At 63.3% G+C, this 17,923-nt stretch carries 18 protein-coding genes and 1 tRNA gene; 8 read left to right on the top strand and 11 right to left on the bottom strand.

The features are described from left to right. The 8 genes from zapD to ispB form a co-directional block, all read right to left on the bottom strand. The gene (zapD, locus tag N5B55_RS13350) at positions 1-759 is read right to left on the bottom strand and encodes a cell division protein ZapD (RefSeq protein ID WP_009241593.1); all 759 of its coding nucleotides are present in this window, start codon (positions 757-759) and stop codon (positions 1-3) included. Positions 760-894: 135 nt separating this feature from the next. Next, positions 895-1,509 (bottom strand): dephospho-CoA kinase, encoded by a 615-nt coding sequence (coaE, locus tag N5B55_RS13345; RefSeq protein ID WP_009241592.1) that lies wholly within the window; start codon positions 1,507-1,509, stop codon positions 895-897. A 13-nt stretch (positions 1,510-1,522) separates the two neighbouring features. Next, positions 1,523-2,404 carry a prepilin peptidase gene (locus N5B55_RS13340; RefSeq protein WP_304538420.1) on the bottom strand — a complete coding sequence of 294 codons (882 nt, stop codon included), beginning with the start codon at positions 2,402-2,404 and terminating at the stop codon, positions 1,523-1,525. After that, entirely contained in the window at positions 2,404-3,666 is a 1,263-nt protein-coding gene (locus tag N5B55_RS13335) for a type II secretion system F family protein (RefSeq protein WP_304538419.1), read from the bottom strand. Before N5B55_RS13335 ends, N5B55_RS13340 begins: the two co-directional genes overlap by 1 nt. A gap of 44 nt (positions 3,667-3,710) precedes the next feature. Continuing rightward, positions 3,711-5,438 (bottom strand): type IV-A pilus assembly ATPase PilB, encoded by a 1,728-nt coding sequence (gene pilB, locus N5B55_RS13330; RefSeq protein ID WP_154208977.1) that lies wholly within the window; start codon positions 5,436-5,438, stop codon positions 3,711-3,713. A 258-nt stretch (positions 5,439-5,696) separates the two neighbouring features. Then, entirely contained in the window at positions 5,697-6,971 is a 1,275-nt protein-coding gene (locus tag N5B55_RS13325) for an HlyC/CorC family transporter (RefSeq protein WP_178961058.1), read from the bottom strand. Between the two features lie 189 nt (positions 6,972-7,160). Beyond that, a tRNA-Pro gene (locus N5B55_RS13320) sits at positions 7,161-7,237 on the bottom strand. A gap of 26 nt (positions 7,238-7,263) precedes the next feature. Further along, entirely contained in the window at positions 7,264-8,193 is a 930-nt protein-coding gene (gene ispB, locus N5B55_RS13315; RefSeq protein ID WP_049779105.1) for an octaprenyl diphosphate synthase, read from the bottom strand. Positions 8,194-8,528: 335 nt separating this feature from the next. Between ispB and rplU the strand changes: the two genes are divergently transcribed. The 4 genes from rplU (at position 8,529) to proB (ending at position 11,588) form a co-directional block, all read left to right on the top strand. After that, positions 8,529-8,840 carry a 50S ribosomal protein L21 gene (rplU, locus tag N5B55_RS13310; RefSeq protein WP_004633023.1) on the top strand — a complete coding sequence of 104 codons (312 nt, stop codon included), beginning with the start codon at positions 8,529-8,531 and terminating at the stop codon, positions 8,838-8,840. Positions 8,841-8,877: 37 nt separating this feature from the next. Beyond that, the gene (gene rpmA / locus N5B55_RS13305; RefSeq protein WP_009241587.1) at positions 8,878-9,138 is read left to right on the top strand and encodes a 50S ribosomal protein L27; all 261 of its coding nucleotides are present in this window, start codon (positions 8,878-8,880) and stop codon (positions 9,136-9,138) included. Positions 9,139-9,335: 197 nt separating this feature from the next. Beyond that, entirely contained in the window at positions 9,336-10,430 is a 1,095-nt protein-coding gene (obgE, locus tag N5B55_RS13300; RefSeq protein ID WP_009241586.1) for a GTPase ObgE, read from the top strand. A 33-nt stretch (positions 10,431-10,463) separates the two neighbouring features. Then, positions 10,464-11,588 carry a glutamate 5-kinase gene (gene proB / locus N5B55_RS13295; protein ID WP_175402356.1) on the top strand — a complete coding sequence of 375 codons (1,125 nt, stop codon included), beginning with the start codon at positions 10,464-10,466 and terminating at the stop codon, positions 11,586-11,588. A gap of 94 nt (positions 11,589-11,682) precedes the next feature. On the opposite strand, the gene N5B55_RS13290 is transcribed toward proB, so the two are convergent. Both N5B55_RS13290 and N5B55_RS13285 read right to left on the bottom strand, forming a co-directional pair. After that, a complete protein-coding gene (locus N5B55_RS13290; RefSeq protein ID WP_304539795.1) occupies positions 11,683-12,315 on the bottom strand; it encodes a CNP1-like family protein in 633 nt (210 codons plus the stop codon). Between the two features lie 2 nt (positions 12,316-12,317). Continuing rightward, entirely contained in the window at positions 12,318-13,025 is a 708-nt protein-coding gene (locus tag N5B55_RS13285; RefSeq protein WP_304538415.1) for an RNA pyrophosphohydrolase, read from the bottom strand. 220 nt (positions 13,026-13,245) lie between these two features. Here N5B55_RS13285 and N5B55_RS13280 point away from each other — a divergent pair, with 220 nt between their 5' ends. The 4 genes from N5B55_RS13280 to N5B55_RS13265 all read left to right on the top strand — a co-directional run bounded on the left by N5B55_RS13280 (position 13,246) and on the right by N5B55_RS13265 (position 17,295). Continuing rightward, positions 13,246-14,970 carry a proline--tRNA ligase gene (locus tag N5B55_RS13280; RefSeq protein WP_304538414.1) on the top strand — a complete coding sequence of 575 codons (1,725 nt, stop codon included), beginning with the start codon at positions 13,246-13,248 and terminating at the stop codon, positions 14,968-14,970. A gap of 23 nt (positions 14,971-14,993) precedes the next feature. Further along, on the top strand, positions 14,994-15,755 hold the full coding sequence (locus tag N5B55_RS13275) for a lytic transglycosylase domain-containing protein (RefSeq protein WP_012762949.1): 762 nt from the start codon (positions 14,994-14,996) through the stop codon (positions 15,753-15,755). Between the two features lie 66 nt (positions 15,756-15,821). Then, positions 15,822-16,688, top strand: a complete 867-nt coding sequence (locus N5B55_RS13270) for a 2OG-Fe(II) oxygenase (RefSeq protein WP_009241580.1) — start codon at positions 15,822-15,824, stop codon at positions 16,686-16,688. 13 nt (positions 16,689-16,701) lie between these two features. Beyond that, complete coding sequence (locus N5B55_RS13265; protein ID WP_012436452.1) at positions 16,702-17,295, top strand: MarC family protein; 594 nt, start codon at positions 16,702-16,704, stop codon at positions 17,293-17,295. Positions 17,296-17,360: 65 nt separating this feature from the next. Here N5B55_RS13265 and N5B55_RS13260 read toward each other — a convergent pair whose 3' ends face one another. Continuing rightward, complete coding sequence (locus N5B55_RS13260; RefSeq protein WP_012762948.1) at positions 17,361-17,909, bottom strand: hypoxanthine-guanine phosphoribosyltransferase; 549 nt, start codon at positions 17,907-17,909, stop codon at positions 17,361-17,363. Positions 17,910-17,923: the final 14 nt, after the last annotated feature.

Here is a 17,923-nt window from a genome sequence, read left to right as displayed (position 1 = left end):
TCAGAAATTACAGAGCTTCAGCTGGAACGGGATATCCGCATCGACCGGCTTGGGTCGCAGGTCGCCATCCTGCTGGGTAAAACGCACCCAGAGCATGTATTTGTTGGCGCTGATTTCGGGAATGAACCCCAGCGCCGACTCATCCAGGCGCACCTGCATCAGCTGGTACACGCGGCCCGACAGCATCTGCTGATAGCTCCCAGCGTTAGCAATCACCTTGCCACTCTGGCCCGACTCGCGCAGCAGCCGCAGCACGATCATCGTGGCGTCGCGCAGCGGTACCAGCGGTTGGGCCCATTTGACGATATCGGCACGGCGGCGCTCGGCGGGATGATGCTGCCATGCAAAATACGCTGGCAGATCAAATTCACATGTCCCACCTGGAATGATGGCGCGGCTGCGGATGCTCGTCAGCCACTCGTTGTCGGCAATCAGCTGGCCGGCCTTGCCATGAGTGGCAGTGAGATTGCCCGAGGCCGTTTCCAATTCGCTGATGACGGCATCGAGCGCGTCTTGGTCGATCTGCGGATTGGCGCGCAGGGCGGTGAGCGTCTGGCGCTGGCGATCGAGTTCTTTCAGCAGATCGGATTTGAGGTCGGCACGCCCGGCCACGTCGACCACTTCGAACAGCGTGGTCAGTGCCACGTGGTGTTGCAGCGGGTGCTCCTGCACGAGAAAGAAATCCAGCCGCTCGAACAGGTCTTCGAGGCGCAGCAGCGTCCGAATGCGTTCGTTGAAGGGATATTCGTACAGGATCAAAACTTGGGTGCCCAGTGTACTGGCCTGCTGGCATATGCGGCCCCGAAGCCCATTTGGCCTCGATCTGCCCGCATTCTATGCGAGACCCTCGTTCATCACAATGCAAAGGGATGTGACCGCAACTTTCAGTGTGTTTCAGTTCGACCGGTAGGTTGGGTCCAGACGGTCGATCTGCGGCAGGAGGTCGGCCAGCGTGCCGCTGTTGTCGATCACGTCGTCGGCGGCGGCGAGGCGGGCTTCGCGTGAAGCCTGGCGGGCGATGATGGCTTCCACCTGCGCGCGGGGCAGCCCGTTCCTTGCCATCACGCGGGCGATCTGCGTGTCAACGGGGCAGTCGACCACCAGAATGCGATCGACCAGCGAGCGCCAGCTGTGATGCCCGGCCAAGGATTCCACCAGCAGCGGGACGACGTAGACGAGGTACGGATGCGCGCCCGATGCCTGCGCAGCGGCCCCGCGCGACAGCGCAATCTCGCGGATGAGCGGATGCGTGATCTGCTCCAGTCGCGATTTGGCCGTAGCGTCCGAAAAGGCGAGGGCGCGCATGGCGTCGCGGTCCATGGCGCCGTCACTGCGTAAGATGCCGGCGCCGAACGTTTCGACCAGCTTGGGGATGGCGGCGCCGCCCGGTGCGGTGATCTCGTGGGCGATGGCGTCGGTGTCGACAATGGCGGCGCCGCGCTCCGCAAGGCGGTCTGCCACGTAGCTCTTGCCGCTGCCGATGCCGCCGGTCAGGCCGATCACGCGCATGCTGACGATGCTCTTATGGCGCTAGCAGCGGACCGAGGCCCGCCATCACCAGCAATTGCGGGCCGGCCAGCAGTGCGATCACGCCGGCCCCGGCAATGAACGGCCCGAACGAGAACGGCGATTCGCTCTTCGCGCCGCGCGCAATGCGCACGAGCCCAAACACCAGCCCCACGACCGACGACAGCAGCACCAGCAGCGGCAGCGCCTGCCAGCCGAACCACGCGCCGAGCGCCGCCATCAACTTGAAGTCGCCGTAGCCCATACCTTCACGGCCGCGCAAGAGCTTGTAGGCCCAATAGATCGACCACAGGAACAGGTAGCCGGCCATCGCGCCGATCACCGCATCCTGCAGGTGCGTGAACATGCCAAACAGGTTCACGCCCAGCCCCAGCCAGAGCAGCGGCTGGGTGATCGCGTCGGGCAACAGCTGCGTGTCGGCGTCGATCATTGTGCCGGCGATCAGGAACCACAGCAGCACCGCCGATGCGACCGCTACCCACGTGGGGCCGAAGTGCCAAAGGCAGGCCGCCGTCAGCAGACCGGTGACCAGTTCCACAGCGGGATAGCGCCAAGAGATGGGCGTTTTGCACGCGCTGCAACGGCCACGCAGCGCAAGCCAGCTCAGCACGGGGATGTTTTCGATCGCCTTGATCTGATGGCCGCACGACGGGCACGCCGAGCGCGGCACGATCAGGTTGTATGCCTCCGGGTGAGGCAACGGTTCTTCGCGCAACTCGGCAATATAGTTGGCTTCCTCCCGCTCGATCATGCGTGGCAGGCGGTGAATCACCACGTTGAGAAAGCTGCCGACCAGCAAGCCGACAAGCCCGCCGGTCGCAATCACAAACCACGCCGGTAATTGCGCCAGCGTGGGGATGACAAACAACTCCGGCATCAGACCACCTGACCCAGCTTGAAGATCGGCAAATACATCGCAACGACCATGCCACCGATCAGCACGCCCAGAATCACAATGATGATCGGCTCCATCAGCGTAGAAATGTTCGCCACCGCTTCATCCACTTCGCGCTCGTAAAACTCGGCCACCTTCAACAGCATGTTGTCCAACGCGCCGGATTCCTCGCCGATCTGCGTCATCTGCAGCACCATGTTGTCGAACACGTGCGTGGCCTGCATGGCGTTTGTCAGGCTGGTACCGATACGCACGGCTTGCTGAATTTCCAAGGTGGCATCGTGGTAGGTCCAGTTGCCTGCGGCACCCGCGACGGATTCCATCGATTCCACCAGCGGTGTGCCCGCGGCGAACATTGTCGCCAGCGTGCGCGTCCAACGCGCAATCGTTGCCTTGCGGATAATGTCACCAAAGATAGGAATCCGTAAAATCCATCGATGCGTGGAGCGCTGGACGTTTTCCGAGCGCTTGAACGCCCGGACGAAGAGCGTAATGGCAACGATGGGCGCGAAGACAATGATGTACCACCACTGCACGAAGAAGTCGGAGATGCCCATCACGAACAACGTCGGAGCGGGAAGCGTGGCGCCAAAGCTTGAAAACACGCTTTTGAACGAGGGCACTACGAATACCATCAGCACCACCGTCACAAGGAAGGCCACCGTCAGCACCGAAATCGGGTAAATCATCGCCGACTTGATCTGCGCCTTCAGCGCGATCGATTTTTCCATGTAAAGCGAAAGCCGCTCGAGCAGGGCGTCCAGAATACCGCCCTGTTCGCCCGCGTCGATCAGGTTGCAATACAGCGTGTCGAAGTACTTCGGGTGACGACGGAAGGCTTGCGCCATGCTGCTGCCCGATTCGATATCGACGCGGATTTCCGTCAGCAGCTGCGTGAAGTTCGGGTTGGCGTGGCCCTTTGCGATGATGTCGATCGACTGCAGCAGCGGCACGCCGGCCTTCAGCATGGTCGACAGCTGGCGCGTGAAGTAGGCGATGTCCTTCGGCGTGATCTTCTTGCCGCGGGCCGCGCGGCGGCGCTTGGATTTGGTGATCGACAGGCCTTGCTTGCGCAGGATGGCATTCACCTCGGTGATGCTCTCGGCGCGCATCTCGCCCTTGAAGATCTTGCCTTTCCGATCTTTGCCTTCCCACTCGAAGATGTACTGCGTGGGCGCCTTGGTCTTGGCGGTCTTTCGTGCCGGCGCGGCAGCGCGGTTTGCGGCAGGTGCTCGTGTGGCCATGGTTGGTTCCTACCCCCCGGTATGGGAACGATTGATCGAGAAGGTTATTGGTTCGTTGTGGCCAGCACTTCCTCTAGGGAAGTCAGCCCCTGCTTCACTTTTCGCAAGCCGGATTCGCGCAGCGACAGCACGCCTTCCTTGCGCGCTTGCTCGGCGATCTGCAGCGCCGTACCGTGTGTGAGAATGATTTCCTGGATCGCTTCCGTAATCGGCATGACCTGGTAGATGCCGACCCGTCCCTTGTAGCCGCTGCCGTTGCAGATCTCGCAGCCGACCGGGTGATACGGCTGCCATGAGCCGTCTAGATCGGCGTCGGTAAAGCCTGCATCGAGCAGCGTTTCCTTGGGCAGCGGACCGGGCTTCTTGCATTCCTTGCACAGCCGTCGCGCCAACCGCTGTGCCGTGATCAAGAGCACCGACGACGCGATGTTGAATGGCGCAACCCCCATGTTCATCAAGCGGGTCAGCGTGGTCGGCGCGTCGTTGGTGTGCAGCGTGGAAAACACCAAGTGACCGGTCTGCGCGGCCTTGATCGAGATATCGGCCGTTTCCAGATCCCGGATTTCGCCCACCATGATGATGTCCGGATCCTGCCGCAGGAACGACTTCAGCGCTGCCGCAAACGTCAGCCCCGCCTTGTCGTTCACGTTGACCTGGTTGATGCCGGGCAACTGGATTTCAGCGGGGTCTTCGGCGGTCGAGATATTGATGTCGCCCTGGTTCAGCCGGTTCAGGAAGGTGTACAGCGACACCGTTTTGCCTGAGCCCGTCGGGCCGGTCACCAGCACCATCCCGTACGGGCGCTTGATCACGTCGAGCAGCAGCTGCTTCTGCTCCGGCTCGTAGCCGAGCTGGTCGATATCGAGCCGCTCGGTTGACGACTCCAGAATCCGGATCACGATCTTCTCGCCGAACAGCGTCGGCAGCGTCGATACACGGAAGTCGATGGCGCGCTCGATGGTCTCTTTATTGTCCTTGTCCTTGCGGTCTTTCGGGACAGTGATCAGCAGCTTCATGCGGCCGTCTTGCGGCACACGCTTTTCCGAGATGTCGAGGCGCGACAGCACCTTGATGCGGGTCGCGATCTTGTCGCGGATGTCCAGCGGCGGTTGCGCGACCTGCGCGAGGATGCCGTCAATACGGAAGCGCACGCGGTAAAACGTTTCAAACGGCTCGAAATGCAAGTCCGACGCGCCGCGCAACAGGGCTTCGGTAAAGAGCTTCTGCAGGAAGCGCACCACGGGGGCATCGTCGATGCCGTCGGGCGTGGTACGACGGGTAGCAGCAGCGGCGCCCGGGTCGTACTCGATCTGCGTGGCTTCCTGCTTGGGGAAGAGCGACTTGATCTCGGCCGGCGCCTCGTTGGCGAGGCTCAGTTGGCGCACCAGCTTGTCGTGCTCGACGACGACCGTTTCAATGGCCACGTTCATCTTCTGACGCAGCTCTTCGATCGGCTTGGGATCGCTCGGGTCTGACGTGGCGAGGATGAGGCGGTTTTCGCGGCGGCCCAGCGGCAACAGGCGCAACTGGGCAAAGTGCTTGTTGGCTGACAGCACGGCCGGCACAGTGTCGAGCTTGTATTGCGCAAGGTCGAGCAGCGGCATCTGATACTTGCCGGCAACGAACACGGCAAGGTCGTGCGCACTCATGATCCCGCTGCCCACCAGTTCGTCGATCAGTTGCGTGCGCTTTTCACGCGCGCTCTGTTCGAGCTGAGTGAGTAGCGTCGGCGCGATCCGCCGGCTCTGCGCTAGAGCGAGTCCGAGTGTCATGAGTCCAGTCCGTCAGGCTGAAGCTGACCATTTCAGCGCGCGCCGGGCCCCACCGCCTCCAGCGCTCGCTCGCCCCCCAAGGCGATTGTTCTAGGTTCTGCAACCGGTACCCCACCCATTCGTGGGGGGTGGTGCCCGGAACCGGGGCAGTTTGCCGACCGCCCCTGCATTTGTAAAGCGCACATCAAAGCGCAGCTTGCATTTGTGCCACATCGGCAGAAAACCGCTCCAACTGTAGCGTCGGACGCGGGTGTGGCGTTAACTGCGCTTGGGTTGTTGCGGCTGATGCAGCCGTACCCTGCGAATCGACTGGTTGTCCATCTGGACGATATCCATCACGCAATTCGCGATCTTCACGCTGACTGTCGCCTCCGGAATCTCTTCCAGCACTTCCAATAACAGTCCGTTGAGCGTCTTCGGTCCGTCGGTCGGCAGGCTCAGGTCCAGGCGGCGGTTCAAATCACGCAACGACATCCCCGCGTCCGCAAGATAGGTGCCTTCCTTGTCCCAGGCCAGCTTGCCGGCATTGGGCAGCGTGGTGGTGAACTCGCCGATCATCTCTTCGATGATGTCTTCGAGGGTCACCAGCCCCAGCATGTCGCCGTATTCATTGACGATCAGGCCGAGGCGGCGGCGGTTCTCCTGAAAGTACTGTAGTTGGCGGAAAACGGGCGTGCCGCTCGGTACGAAATAGGGCTCGGCCAGCAAGCTGCGGAAATCGTCGTGCGTGAGGTCGGTGTGTCCGAGCAGCGACAGCGCCTTGCGCACGTGCAGGATGCCGATCACCTGATCGCTGTCCTGCTCGAACACCGGCAACTTGTTGTGATAGCAGGTCTCGAGCTGCTGGATGACCTCTTCGATCGGGCGCGACAGATCGAGCGATTCCACCCGCGCGCGCGGCGTCATCACGTCGTCCACGGTGATGGCGTCCAGGTCGAACAGGTTGAGCAGGATACTGCGGTGCTTGTGCGGGATGAAGTTGCCGGATTCCAGCACCAGCGTGCGCAGTTCCTCGGTCGACATGCGCTGTTCCGGCGCCTTGCGCGTATTGATGCGCACCAGCCGCAGAACCCCCATGGCAAACGCGTTGACCACCGCGACCAGCGGCGTCGAAACCTGCATCAGGGGCTTGATGATGAAGCTGGCGGGAAACGCAACGCGTTCGGGGTAAGTCGCGCCCACGATCTTCGGGGCGATCTCGGCGAACACGATGATCAAAAACGCGACGATGGCTGTGGCAATCGACAGCGTGGTTCCGTTGTTGCCGAAGTAGTGGATCGCCAAGGTGGTGATCAGCACCGGCACGGCGGTATTGATCAGGTTGTTGCCGATCAGGATGAGCGAGAGCAGCTTGTCGGTCTGACCAAGCAATTGCTGCGTATTGCGCGCGCCGGATACGTTGGACTTTGCAAGATGGCGCAGGCGATGGCGATTGAGCGCCATCATCGCGGTTTCGGAAATCGAGAAGAAGGCGGAGCAACACAACAGCAGCACGACGGCGCCGATTTGTGCCCAGAGCGGCCAAGAGTCCAAAGCGGGAGAGGGAGGACGGCGAAGCGCCCACTATAACAGAGGGGTTTGGCGCTTCTGCGCACGCGGCCGTTGGTTGCGCGGACAGCGCAACACCCCGCTGAACTGAGCGGTCGATGCCGAAAAAAGCTTGGAATTGCTGTGCGGCGATGCTGAAAACCGTGCCGCAGAAATGATTGGAATACGAGAAACTGGTCGGGGTGAGAGGATTCGAACCTCCGGCCTCTACGTCCCGAACGTAGCGCTCTACCAGGCTAAGCTACACCCCGATGCTTCTTCGCAGATCTCGTGCGTGTCAGGACTGACGTTGCAGCGAGAAAGCACACAAGTCTATCAGCGTCTGACGGAAAAGGGAAGGGGGTAATGCGTTTGCTGCAGCTTCGGCTGCTGCGGCTTCGCGCTCGGCGGCCTGACGCGTGTACTCCAGCGCGCCAGAAGCCTGGATCGCAGCGAAGATGGCGTCGAAATGTTCCGTGCCGCCTTGCTCGATGGCCTGGCGCACCAGCGCGCGCTGCTCTTCCGTGCCGTTCGATAGCAGATGGATCAGCGGCAGCGTCGGCTTGCCTTCGCGCAGGTCGTCACCGGCGTTCTTGCCCATCTGGTCGGCGGTGGAGGTGTAGTCGAGCAGGTCGTCGATGATCTGGAACGCGGTGCCGATGCGGCGGCCGTATTCAGCAGCGGCTTCTTCAATGGCGGCGCCCGCGCCCGAGAGCACCGCGCCGATCTGGGCGGCTGCCTCGAACAGTTTGGCGGTCTTGTAGCGGATGACCTGCAGGTAACGCTCTTCCGTCACGTCCGGGTCGTGCATGTTCAGCAGTTGCAGAACTTCGCCTTCGGAAATGATGTTGGTTGCGTCGGCCAGGATCTGCATGATGCGCATGCTGTTCGCCTGCACCATCATCTGGAAGGCGCGCGAGTACAGGAAGTCGCCCACCAGCACGCTGGCCGCATTGCCGAACACGGCGTTGGCGGTCTTGCGGCCGCGGCGCAGGTCCGATTCGTCAACCACGTCGTCGTGCAGCAGCGTGGCGGTGTGGATGAACTCGACCACGGCGGCCAGCTCATGCTGATGTTCACCCTTGTAGCCCAGCGCATTCGCCACCAGCAGCAGGATGACCGGACGCAGGCGCTTGCCACCCGCGCTGATGATGTACTCGCCAATCTGGTTGATCAGTACCACCTCCGAGCCAAGGCGGCGGCGGATCACGGCATCGACGGCGCGCATGTCTTCAGCGACAGGGGCGAGCAGGACGGAGGCGGAGGACTGGGTCAAGGCGAATTCCGACAGAAAACGTGTGGCTGATGGTCGACTTGCGCGCGGACAAACAGCGCAAAAAACCGCGAGATTATAGAGCAACAAGCCGGTTTGCCCGATGGTTGGGCGCCCCAGGCTTGACGTGGCGGGCCGTTGCGCAGGCGCAGCACACGTGCCAGGGTATTAGTCTTTGATTTGCTTGGGTTTTTCTTGTATAGTTGCGAGTTCTCTGTGTCCGTTGTCCGCGCATGTGGGCGGCGAGTGGCACAAGAGTCACGTTTTAGTTCTTTTATCGAGGTCCGACAATGTACGCGGTCGTAAAAACCGGCGGTAAGCAATACAAGGTTGCTGCTGGCGAAAAACTGAAAGTAGAACAGATACCGGCGGACGTTGGCGCAGAAATCACGCTTGACCAGGTGCTCGCAGTGGGCGCCGGCGACCAACTCAAGGTTGGTGCGCCGCTGGTGAGCGGGGCTGCCGTCAAAGCCACCGTCATCTCCCACGGTCGTCACGACAAAGTGCACATCTTCAAGATGCGCCGTCGTAAGCACTATCAAAAGCGCCAAGGGCATCGTCAAAATTACACCGAGTTGCGTATCGACTCGATCGTGGCCTAAGGCTGCGTCGTCTACGTAACCGGATAGGAGTTCAGTCATGGCACAGAAAAAAGGCGGCGGTTCCACACGGAACGGCCGCGATTCCGAGTCGAAGCGCCTGGGCGTGAAGGTGTACGGCGGTCAAGCCATCAACGCTGGCGGTATCATCGTCCGCCAACGCGGCACCCGCACGCACGCTGGCGTGAACGTGGGCATGGGCAAGGACCACACCCTCTTCGCGCTGGTCGATGGCCACGTGAAGTTCGCCACCCGCGGCGAAGGCAAGAAGCAGTTCGTCGACGTTGTTCCGGCGGCCTGATTCAGCCTTGTAGTAGAAAGGCCCCGCACCCGTGCGGGGCTTTTTCGTTTCTGGCTGCTAACAAAACGCGACCTTGATCCTGGGCGGTACGCAGCTTCTTGGTGCGTGTTTCCAGGCGCGTTCTGTTAGCAATGGCGCGAGTCGCGCCGATTTCTTTTTTTACCTGCCGTGCGCACGCCGCACGGGCGGAGACCTCCATGAAGTTCATCGACGAAGCCCGCATTGAAGTGATCGCTGGTGACGGCGGCAACGGCAGCGCCTCGATGCGCCGCGAGAAATTCGTCCCGTTCGGCGGGCCGGATGGCGGCGACGGCGGGCGGGGCGGCAGCGTGTGGGCCGTGGCTGACCGCAACATCAACACCCTCATCGACTACCGCTTCGCCAAGAAGCATCTGGCGCGCAACGGCGAAAACGGCCGGGGAGCCGACTGCTACGGCGCTGCAGGCGAGGACATCACGCTGCGCATGCCCGTGGGCACGGCCATTTACGATGCCGACACGGAGGAGCTGATCGCCGACCTGACCGTCGACGGCCAGCGCCTGTGCCTCGCGCAGGGCGGCGAAGGCGGCTGGGGCAACATCCACTTCAAGTCGAGCACCAACCGCGCGCCGCGCCAGAAGACCGACGGCAAGGCCGGTGAGCGTCGCAACCTGCGCCTGGAGTTGAAGGTGCTGGCCGACGTGGGTCTGCTTGGCATGCCGAATGCCGGCAAGTCGACGCTGATCACGGCCATCTCAAACGCGCGCCCGAAGATTGCCGACTACCCGTTCACGACGCTACACCCGAACCTGGGCGTGGTCCGGACGGGCCCGTCGAAATCGTTCGTGGTGGCGGACATTCCCGGCCTGATCGAAGGTGCCGCGGAAGGTGCGGGTCTGGGCCACCAGTTCCTGCGCCACCTGCAACGCACGCGCGTGCTGCTGCACGTCGTGGATCTTGCGCCGTTTGATGAGAGCGTCGATCCGGTGGCTGAAGCCAAGGCGATTGTCGGCGAGCTGAAGAAATACGACGCTGAACTGTTCGATAAGCCGCGCTGGCTCGTCCTGAACAAGCTCGACATGGTGCCCGAGGACGAACGCGAAGCGCGCGTGAAAGACTTCGTGAAGCGCTTCAAGTGGAAGGGCCCCGTGCACCGCATTTCTGCGTTGACGCACGATGGCACGCAGGCGCTTGTTCATGCGATTCAGGAATACCTCGACGAGCTGCGCGCCGAAGAGGATGCAGCCGCCGCCGCGCCCGACCAGCGTCTGGACCCGAGCCTGCACAACGTCGGCCACGACGATCAAGCGTAAACACAACAAACTTCCTTCGGAGACACGCCCACCATGGCCCTGCATTCGCTGATCGCCGATGCGCGCCGCCTTGTCGTCAAGGTCGGTTCCAGCCTGGTTACCAACGACGGCCGTGGCCTCGACCAGGCCGCCATTGCCCGCTGGGCTGCGCAGATCGCGGCGCTACGGGCGGCGGGCAAGGAAGTTGTGCTGGTCAGCTCCGGTGCCATCGCCGAGGGCATGCAGCGCTTGGGCTGGGCCAAGCGTCCGAAAGAAATTCATGAGTTGCAGGCCGCCGCCGCCGTCGGGCAGATGGGGCTGGCACAGGTGTACGAATCCGAGTTCGCGCGACACGGCATCCGCACGGCGCAGGTGCTGCTCACGCATGGCGACCTGGCTGATCGCGAGCGCTATCTCAATGCACGTTCCACACTGCTCACGCTGCTGAGCCTCGGTGTCGTGCCGATCATCAACGAGAACGACACCGTCGTCACCGATGAAATCAAGTTCGGCGACAACGACACGCTGGGAGCACTCGTCACCAACCTGATCGAGGGCGACGCGCTGATCATCCTGACGGACCAACGCGGCCTGTACACCGCCGACCCGCGCAAGGAGCCGGGCGCGCGCTTTGTCGACGAGGCGCAAGCCGGCACGCCGGACCTTGAGCAGATGGCCGGCGGTGCCGGTTCGAGCATCGGCAAGGGCGGCATGCTGACGAAGATTCTGGCGGCCAAGCGTGCTGCAAAATCGGGCGCGCACACCATCATCGCGTCGGGTCGCGAGGCTGACGTGCTCGCGCGGCTGGCAAGCGGCGAGGCCATCGGCACCCAGCTCCGCGCCCCCACCGGGCGAATGGCGGCGCGCAAGCAGTGGATGATCGACCACCTGCAGTTGCGCGGTCGCGTGGTGCTCGATGCCGGCGCGGTCGACAAGCTCACGGCCGGCGGGAAGTCGTTGCTGCCGATCGGCGTGACGGAAGTGCAAGGCGAATTTGCGCGCGGCGAAGTGATTTCCTGCGTGGACGCGGCGGGCCGCGAGGTGGCGCGTGGTCTGACGAACTATTCCTCCGCCGAGGCCCGGCTGATCGCGCGCAAGGCATCGTCCGAGATTGAGGCGGTGCTGGGCTACGTCAGCGCTGCCGAGCTGGTGCATCGGGATAACCTGGTGCTGCTCTGATCCAGCCGCTCGGCGTGCATGCAAACAAAAGGCCAACCTCGCGAGGTTGGCCTTTGTGTTTGGGGCGTGCATACAGCACGCCGGTATCTGCCGCTCAGGGCCCGTAATACCTTCCGCCCTGCCCGCCGAGCCGCCGCACCAGCGTCGAGGCTTTCCCGTCCCCCGCGACTGACCGGACGTCGCAGAAGTACGAGCGCATCAGTGCCGACGCATAGTCCGTCGGCCCGCCATTGCCAACGCGTTGCCAATCGGTCGCGGGCTTGTAGGCATTCATGCTTGCCGATTCGGCATTCGCTGTTTCGTTCATATCGACCGCGCGGTTGCCGACCCACTGGTTGGTGTCGTTGCGCAACGTCGCATAGATGCGTCGTTCCGCCGTGTCGCAGCGCAGGCCTTCATAGTTGACGTTGCGCGCGCCGGTCTTGCTGGTGATCAGCACCGTGTAGCGCACCACGTTGTCCTTGCCGATCGACACCGATTTCGGATCGATTGCAAAGCGCAGCGGCGATTCATCACGGCCGCCCACATCGAACGGCACGGCATCACGATCGACCGGCGGGGCCGGGAAAGTCACGGCGTCTTCCGTGAAGGGCTTGTCGATGAACGGGTCCATCAACAGCTTGTCTTCGAGGTCGCCGGTGCGGTTATGGCCACATGCCGTCAACGCCAGCGCAGCTGCCAGCGCGAGCGGCACGAGAGCGCCGCGCGCTCCACGTGTCGTCATCAGATTCACGAATTGTCCTTGGGAGACGTGTCGTCGGGGTTGGGAGAGGAAGGGGCCGGTGCGGATACGCTCGCCGTCTCGACGATGACCGTCGTAGTGGTGACGGCCAGGGCCGGCTGGGCATACTGCTCGTTCCGGCCGCCTTGGCCGCCGGATCGCTCACGGCTCTCGCGTCCATCGCGTCCATCGCGCTCGCGGTGCTGGCCGCCGCGCCCGTAGGGTGACAGCGGCGCACGGGTCTGACGCTGCACGAAGCGGGAAAGCTCCGACAGCGCCAGCTGATACACCTCGCGCTTGAACTCGATGACGGCTTCGAGCGGCACCCAGTACTGGCTCCACCGCCACGCATCGAATTCCGGATGCTCAGTGGCACGCAGCTGGATGTCGCAGTCGCGACCGACCATGCGCAGCAGGAACCAGATCTGTTTCTGGCCCCGATAGTGGCCGCGTATTTCGCGGCGGATGAACTTGTCCGGCACCTCATACCGCAGCCAGTCGCGCGTGCGACCGACGATCCGGACGTGTTCTGGCAACAGGCCGACTTCTTCGTGCAGTTCGCGGAACATCGCTTGTTCGGGCGTTTCGCCGTATTTGATGCCGCCTTGTGGAAACTGCCAGGAGTGCTCGCCAATGCGCTTGCCCCAGAACACCTCGTTTCTTGCGTTGATGAGGATGATGCCGACGTTCGGGCGGAAGCCTTCACGATCGAGCATGACTGCACCTCGAATACTTTAGAATTACGCCGATTATAGAGCGGCCCGTCGCTCGGCTGTCACAGAAGCCGAAATGTTGCCGCTCACTCGCGCCTCCTGGGGGAGGGGTGCCGATTGCGCGAATGTGCGCCTGGCGCCTCGTCTCATCTCCTGATTCCGGTGGCTTTTGCCCTTGTTTTCGCGGCTTTGATTGGCCGCGTCATCCCTTATTGTCAGTCGCATGAAAGCGTCCCAATTCTTCATTTCCACGCTCAAGGAAGCGCCCGCTGACGCGGAGATCGTCTCGCACAAGTTGATGATGCGTGCTGGCATGATCAAGAAGCTCGGCGCGGGCCTCTATACGTATATGCCCGTGGGTTTGCGCGTGATCCGCAAGGTCGAGCAGATCGTGCGTGAGGAAATGAATGCCGCCGGCGCGGTGGAAGTGTTGATGCCGGTGGTGCAGCCGGGCGAGCTGTGGCAGGAGACCGGCCGCTGGGACAAGATGGGCGACGAACTGCTGCGCTTCAAGGATCGCCACGAGCGCGATTTCGTCATGCAGCCGACGTCGGAGGAGGTGGTGACCGACATCGCCCGCACCGAAATCCGCTCGTACAAGCAGCTGCCGGTCAATTTCTACCAGATCCAGACCAAGTTCCGGGACGAGCGCCGGCCGCGTTTCGGCATCATGCGCGGCCGCGAGTTCACGATGAAGGATGCGTACTCCTTTGATCGCGACGCCGAAGGCCTGAAGCTGTCGTACCAGAAAATGTACAACGCCTACACGCGCATCTTCCAGCGTTTCGGCCTGGAATTCCGCGCCGTGGCGGCTGATAACGGCGCCATCGGCGGCTCGGGCTCCCACGAGTTCCACGTGATTGCCGATACGGGCGAAGACGCCATCATCTACTGCCCAGATTCCGACTACGCCGCCAACATCGAGGCTGCGGAAGCCGTTGCCCCGGCCGCGCCGCGTGCCGCTGCCACCGAGGCCCTCACCAAGACGCATACGCCTGGCCGCTCCAAGTGCGAGGCTGTGGCCGAGCAACTGGGTATTCCGCTGCAGCGCACGATCAAATCCATCGTGCTGGCCACCGAAGTCGAGGGCGGCGAGCCCCAGATCTGGCTGCTGCTGCTGCGCGGCGACCATGAACTCAACGAGGTCAAGGCATCGAAGGTGCCGGGTCTGGCCGACTTCCGCTTCGCAACCGAGGGCGAAATCCTCCGCGCGTTCGGCACGCGCCCTGGCTATCTCGGCCCGATCGGCACGAAGCTGCCCGTGAAGGTGGTGGCAGACCGCACGGCAGCCGCCATGAGCGATTTCGTGGTCGGCGCCAACGAAGAGGACTACCACTTCACCGGCGTGAACTGGGGCCGCGACCTGCCCGAGCCCGAGGTCTACGACCTGCGCAACGTGGTGGCCGGCGACCCCTCGCCGGATGGCAAGGGCACGCTGGCCGTCTGCCGCGGCATCGAAGTCGGTCACGTCTTCATGCTGGGCACGCGCTACTCCGAGGCGATGAATGCGACGTTCCTCGACGAGAACGGCAAGACGCAGCCGATGGTGATGGGCTGCTACGGCATCGGCATCACGCGGATCCTGGGTGCGGCCATCGAGCAGAACTACGATGCGCGCGGGATCATCTGGCCCGCATCGATCGCGCCGTTCCAGGTGGTGATCTGCCCCGTGGGCTACGACCGCTCCGACGCCGTGCGCGAAGAAGCCGATCGCCTGCACGCCGAGTTGGTTGCCGCCGGCATCGACGTGATGCTGGACGACCGCGGCGAGCGCCCCGGGGCGATGTTTGCCGACTGGGAGCTGATCGGCGTGCCGTTCCGCGTCGTGGTGGGCGACCGCGGCCTCAAGGAAGGAAAGCTGGAATTTCAAGGCCGCCGCGACGAAGCCGCGACCGCTGTGGCCCCGGCCGATGTGTTGGCCACGCTGAAGGCGCGTCTCGCGCAATAACGCAACAACAGGACCGACCCCGCATGCGCCGCTTGTATTCAGCCCGCCTGATCGCCACTGCGCTGTGCGCGGGGACGTTGCTCGCGGGCACGCAGGCGGCGTGGGCGGGCGCCCAGAAAGAGGAATATCTGGCGGACTCTGTGCGCAGCGCGCTGTCTGCCGCCGTGGCCGACAGCCGCCCGTTGCGCCCGGTATTTGCCAGCAACGACGAGCAACTCGGCTACCTGCGCTGGCTGGCCGAGATGTCTGTGCGCATGTCCGGCAAGATTCCGCAGGCGTCGGTACGTGTCGAACTGATCGAGACGGCGTATTACGAGGCCAAGCGCGCCGGCCTGGACCCGGCGCTGGTGCTCGGCCTCATCCAGGTGGAGAGCGGTTTCCGCAAGTACGCCATCAGCAGTGCCGGTGCGATGGGCCTCATGCAGGTGATGCCGTTCTGGACGCGCAGCATCGGCGACAACGACTCGCGCAAGCTCTTCCATCTGCAAAGCAACCTGCGGTATGGCTGCACGATCCTGCGTCATTACCTCGACATGGAAGGCGGCAATCTGTACCTGGCGCTAGGCCGTTACAACGGCAGCCGCGGCCAGCCCCAATATCCGAATGCCGTGCTGGCCGCCTGGAAGCGCTGGCAATATCAGGAGTCGAGCGCGATGACGGTATCGGCGCCGGTGCCTGCGGAATCCACTGCTCCCACGCCCCGTGCCAAAGCGCTGCCGGAAGTGCCGGCGCGCAATCCGTTCTCGCCGCTGCGTATTGCTGGCGGTCCGGCTGGCGGTTCGTGATCTTCCGTCGGCGAACCGTCGGCCTACAATAGGGCCATCTTTCCCTCGCCCGCATCTCCATCCCGCATGTCCACCACCCAACCGTACGCGACCATGTCTGACGCGCTGCGCGACTGGCTGCAGCGTCACGTGACCGAAGGTTTCGAGGCCGAATCCCTGGTGGCTTCGATGGTGCAATCCGGCTACGACCGCGCGTTCGCGCGCCGTGTCGTCGATGAGGCGCTGACTGCCCGCGCACCCGCCCCCGTCGTGGCGCCCGCGCCGACGCCTGCCGCCGACGAGGCGGTCGAAAACAGCAATGCCGTGCATACCGCCGATGGTGACATCCCGATCCTGTTCGCAATCGAGACGCCGCGCATCGTGCTGTTCCAGCACTTTCTGTCGGACCAGGAGTGTGACGAGCTGATCGCGATCGGGCGCAACCGCCTCAAGCGTTCGCCCGTCGTGAACCCCGATACGGGCGAGGAAAACCTGATCTCGGCCCGGACCAGCCAGGGCGGGATGTTCCAGGTCGGCGAGCATCCGCTGATCGCCAAGATCGAAGCGCGTATCGCGCAGGCCGTGGGCGTGCCGGTCGAACACGGCGAGGGCTTCCAGGTGCTGAACTACCAGCCCGGCGGCGAATACCAGCCGCACTTCGATTTCTTCAACCCGGGGCGCAGCGGCGAGGCGCGCCAGCTTGAAGTCGGCGGTCAGCGCGTGGCGACCATGGTCATCTACCTCAACAGCGTGCAGGCGGGCGGCGCGACGGGCTTTCCGAAGCTCGGGCTGGAGGTGGCACCCGTCAAGGGCAACGCCGTCTTCTTCGTCTACAAGCGGCCCGACGGCACGCTGGATGAAGACACGTTGCACGCCGGCCTGCCGGTCGAGCGCGGCGAGAAGTGGATCGCCACCAAATGGCTGCGGGAGCGCCCTTATCGTCGCGGCGCCTGATCGACGTCAGGCGATGGAATATACATTCCTCTCGGCGACCGTCCTGCTGGTGCTGATCACCGATCCGCTCGGCAACATTCCCATCTTCATCTCGGCGCTGCGGCCGGTGGCGCCCGAGCGCCGCAACCGCGTCGTGCTGCGCGAGGTCGGCATTGCGTTCGTGTTGCTGCTCGTCTTCATGTTCTTCGGCGAGAGCTTCCTGCGCATGATGAGCCTGACCGACATGTCGCTGCAGATCGCGGGCGGCATCGTGCTGTTCCTGATCGCCTTGCGGATGATCTTTCCGCGTGAAGGCGCTGCCGAGTCGCAGCCCACCGGCGAGCCCTTCATCGTGCCGCTGGCGATTCCGGCCATCGCGGGCCCGTCGGCGATGGCCACGGTGATGCTCCTTGTATCGCAGGCGCCGGGGCGCATGTGGACCTGGGTCGGCTCTTTATGCGCGACGATGGCCGTGTGCGCCGTGGTACTGCTGAGCGCCACGCACATTCAGCGCCTCGTCGGCGAACGCACGGTGATGGCGTTCGAGCGGCTGATGGGGCTAATTCTGGTGGCGATTTCGGTGGAGATGCTGCTCAAGGGCATCCGCACATTCGCGCATCAACTCTGAACCACGCGCGGGCAACAAAAAAGGGCGACTGAGGTGTCGCCCTTTTTGCTTGCCGCGGTGCTGCGTCAGGTGTTCTTGAGCGCGCGGATGGTCGGCAGGTTGCGCCAGTAGCCCTTGGCGTCCATGCCGCAGCCGAATACGTAGCGGTCGGGCACGTTGAACCCGCAGAAGTCGGGGTACAGAGGCTTGGACTTGCTGAGCGTCTTCTCGCACAGCACGGCGGAGTAGAACTCGGCGGCGCCCATGTCGATGATGCGCGAGCGGATGGCGGCCATCGTCTCGCCTTCGTCGAGGATGTCGTCGAGCACTAGCACCGTGCGGCCCTTGACCGACTCGCGCGGCGCCACGCGCCACTGCATCTCGCCGCCCACCGTCGTGTTGTTGTAGCGCGAGAGGTGGATGTAGTCGAACTCCAGCGGGAAGGCCAGCTTGGGCAGCAGCATGCCGGTAAAGACGGCCGCGCCGCCCATCACCGACAGCACCATCGGGAACGTGTCGCCGATCTTCTCGGTGATCTCTTCGGCCATGCGGTCCAGCGAGCCGCGCACGGCGTCTTCGCTGACGATTTCTTCGGAGTTGGCCCAGAGTTCGCGGGCCTGTTCTGCGCTCAGCATCGTGTCAGTTCGGT

It is taken from the genome of Ralstonia pickettii, from assembly GCF_030582395.1.
Lineage (GTDB): Bacteria > Pseudomonadota > Gammaproteobacteria > Burkholderiales > Burkholderiaceae > Ralstonia > Ralstonia pickettii_D.
The sequence above is the reverse complement of the archived record's forward strand: the minus strand, read 5'-3'. Positions and strand labels throughout refer to the sequence as shown.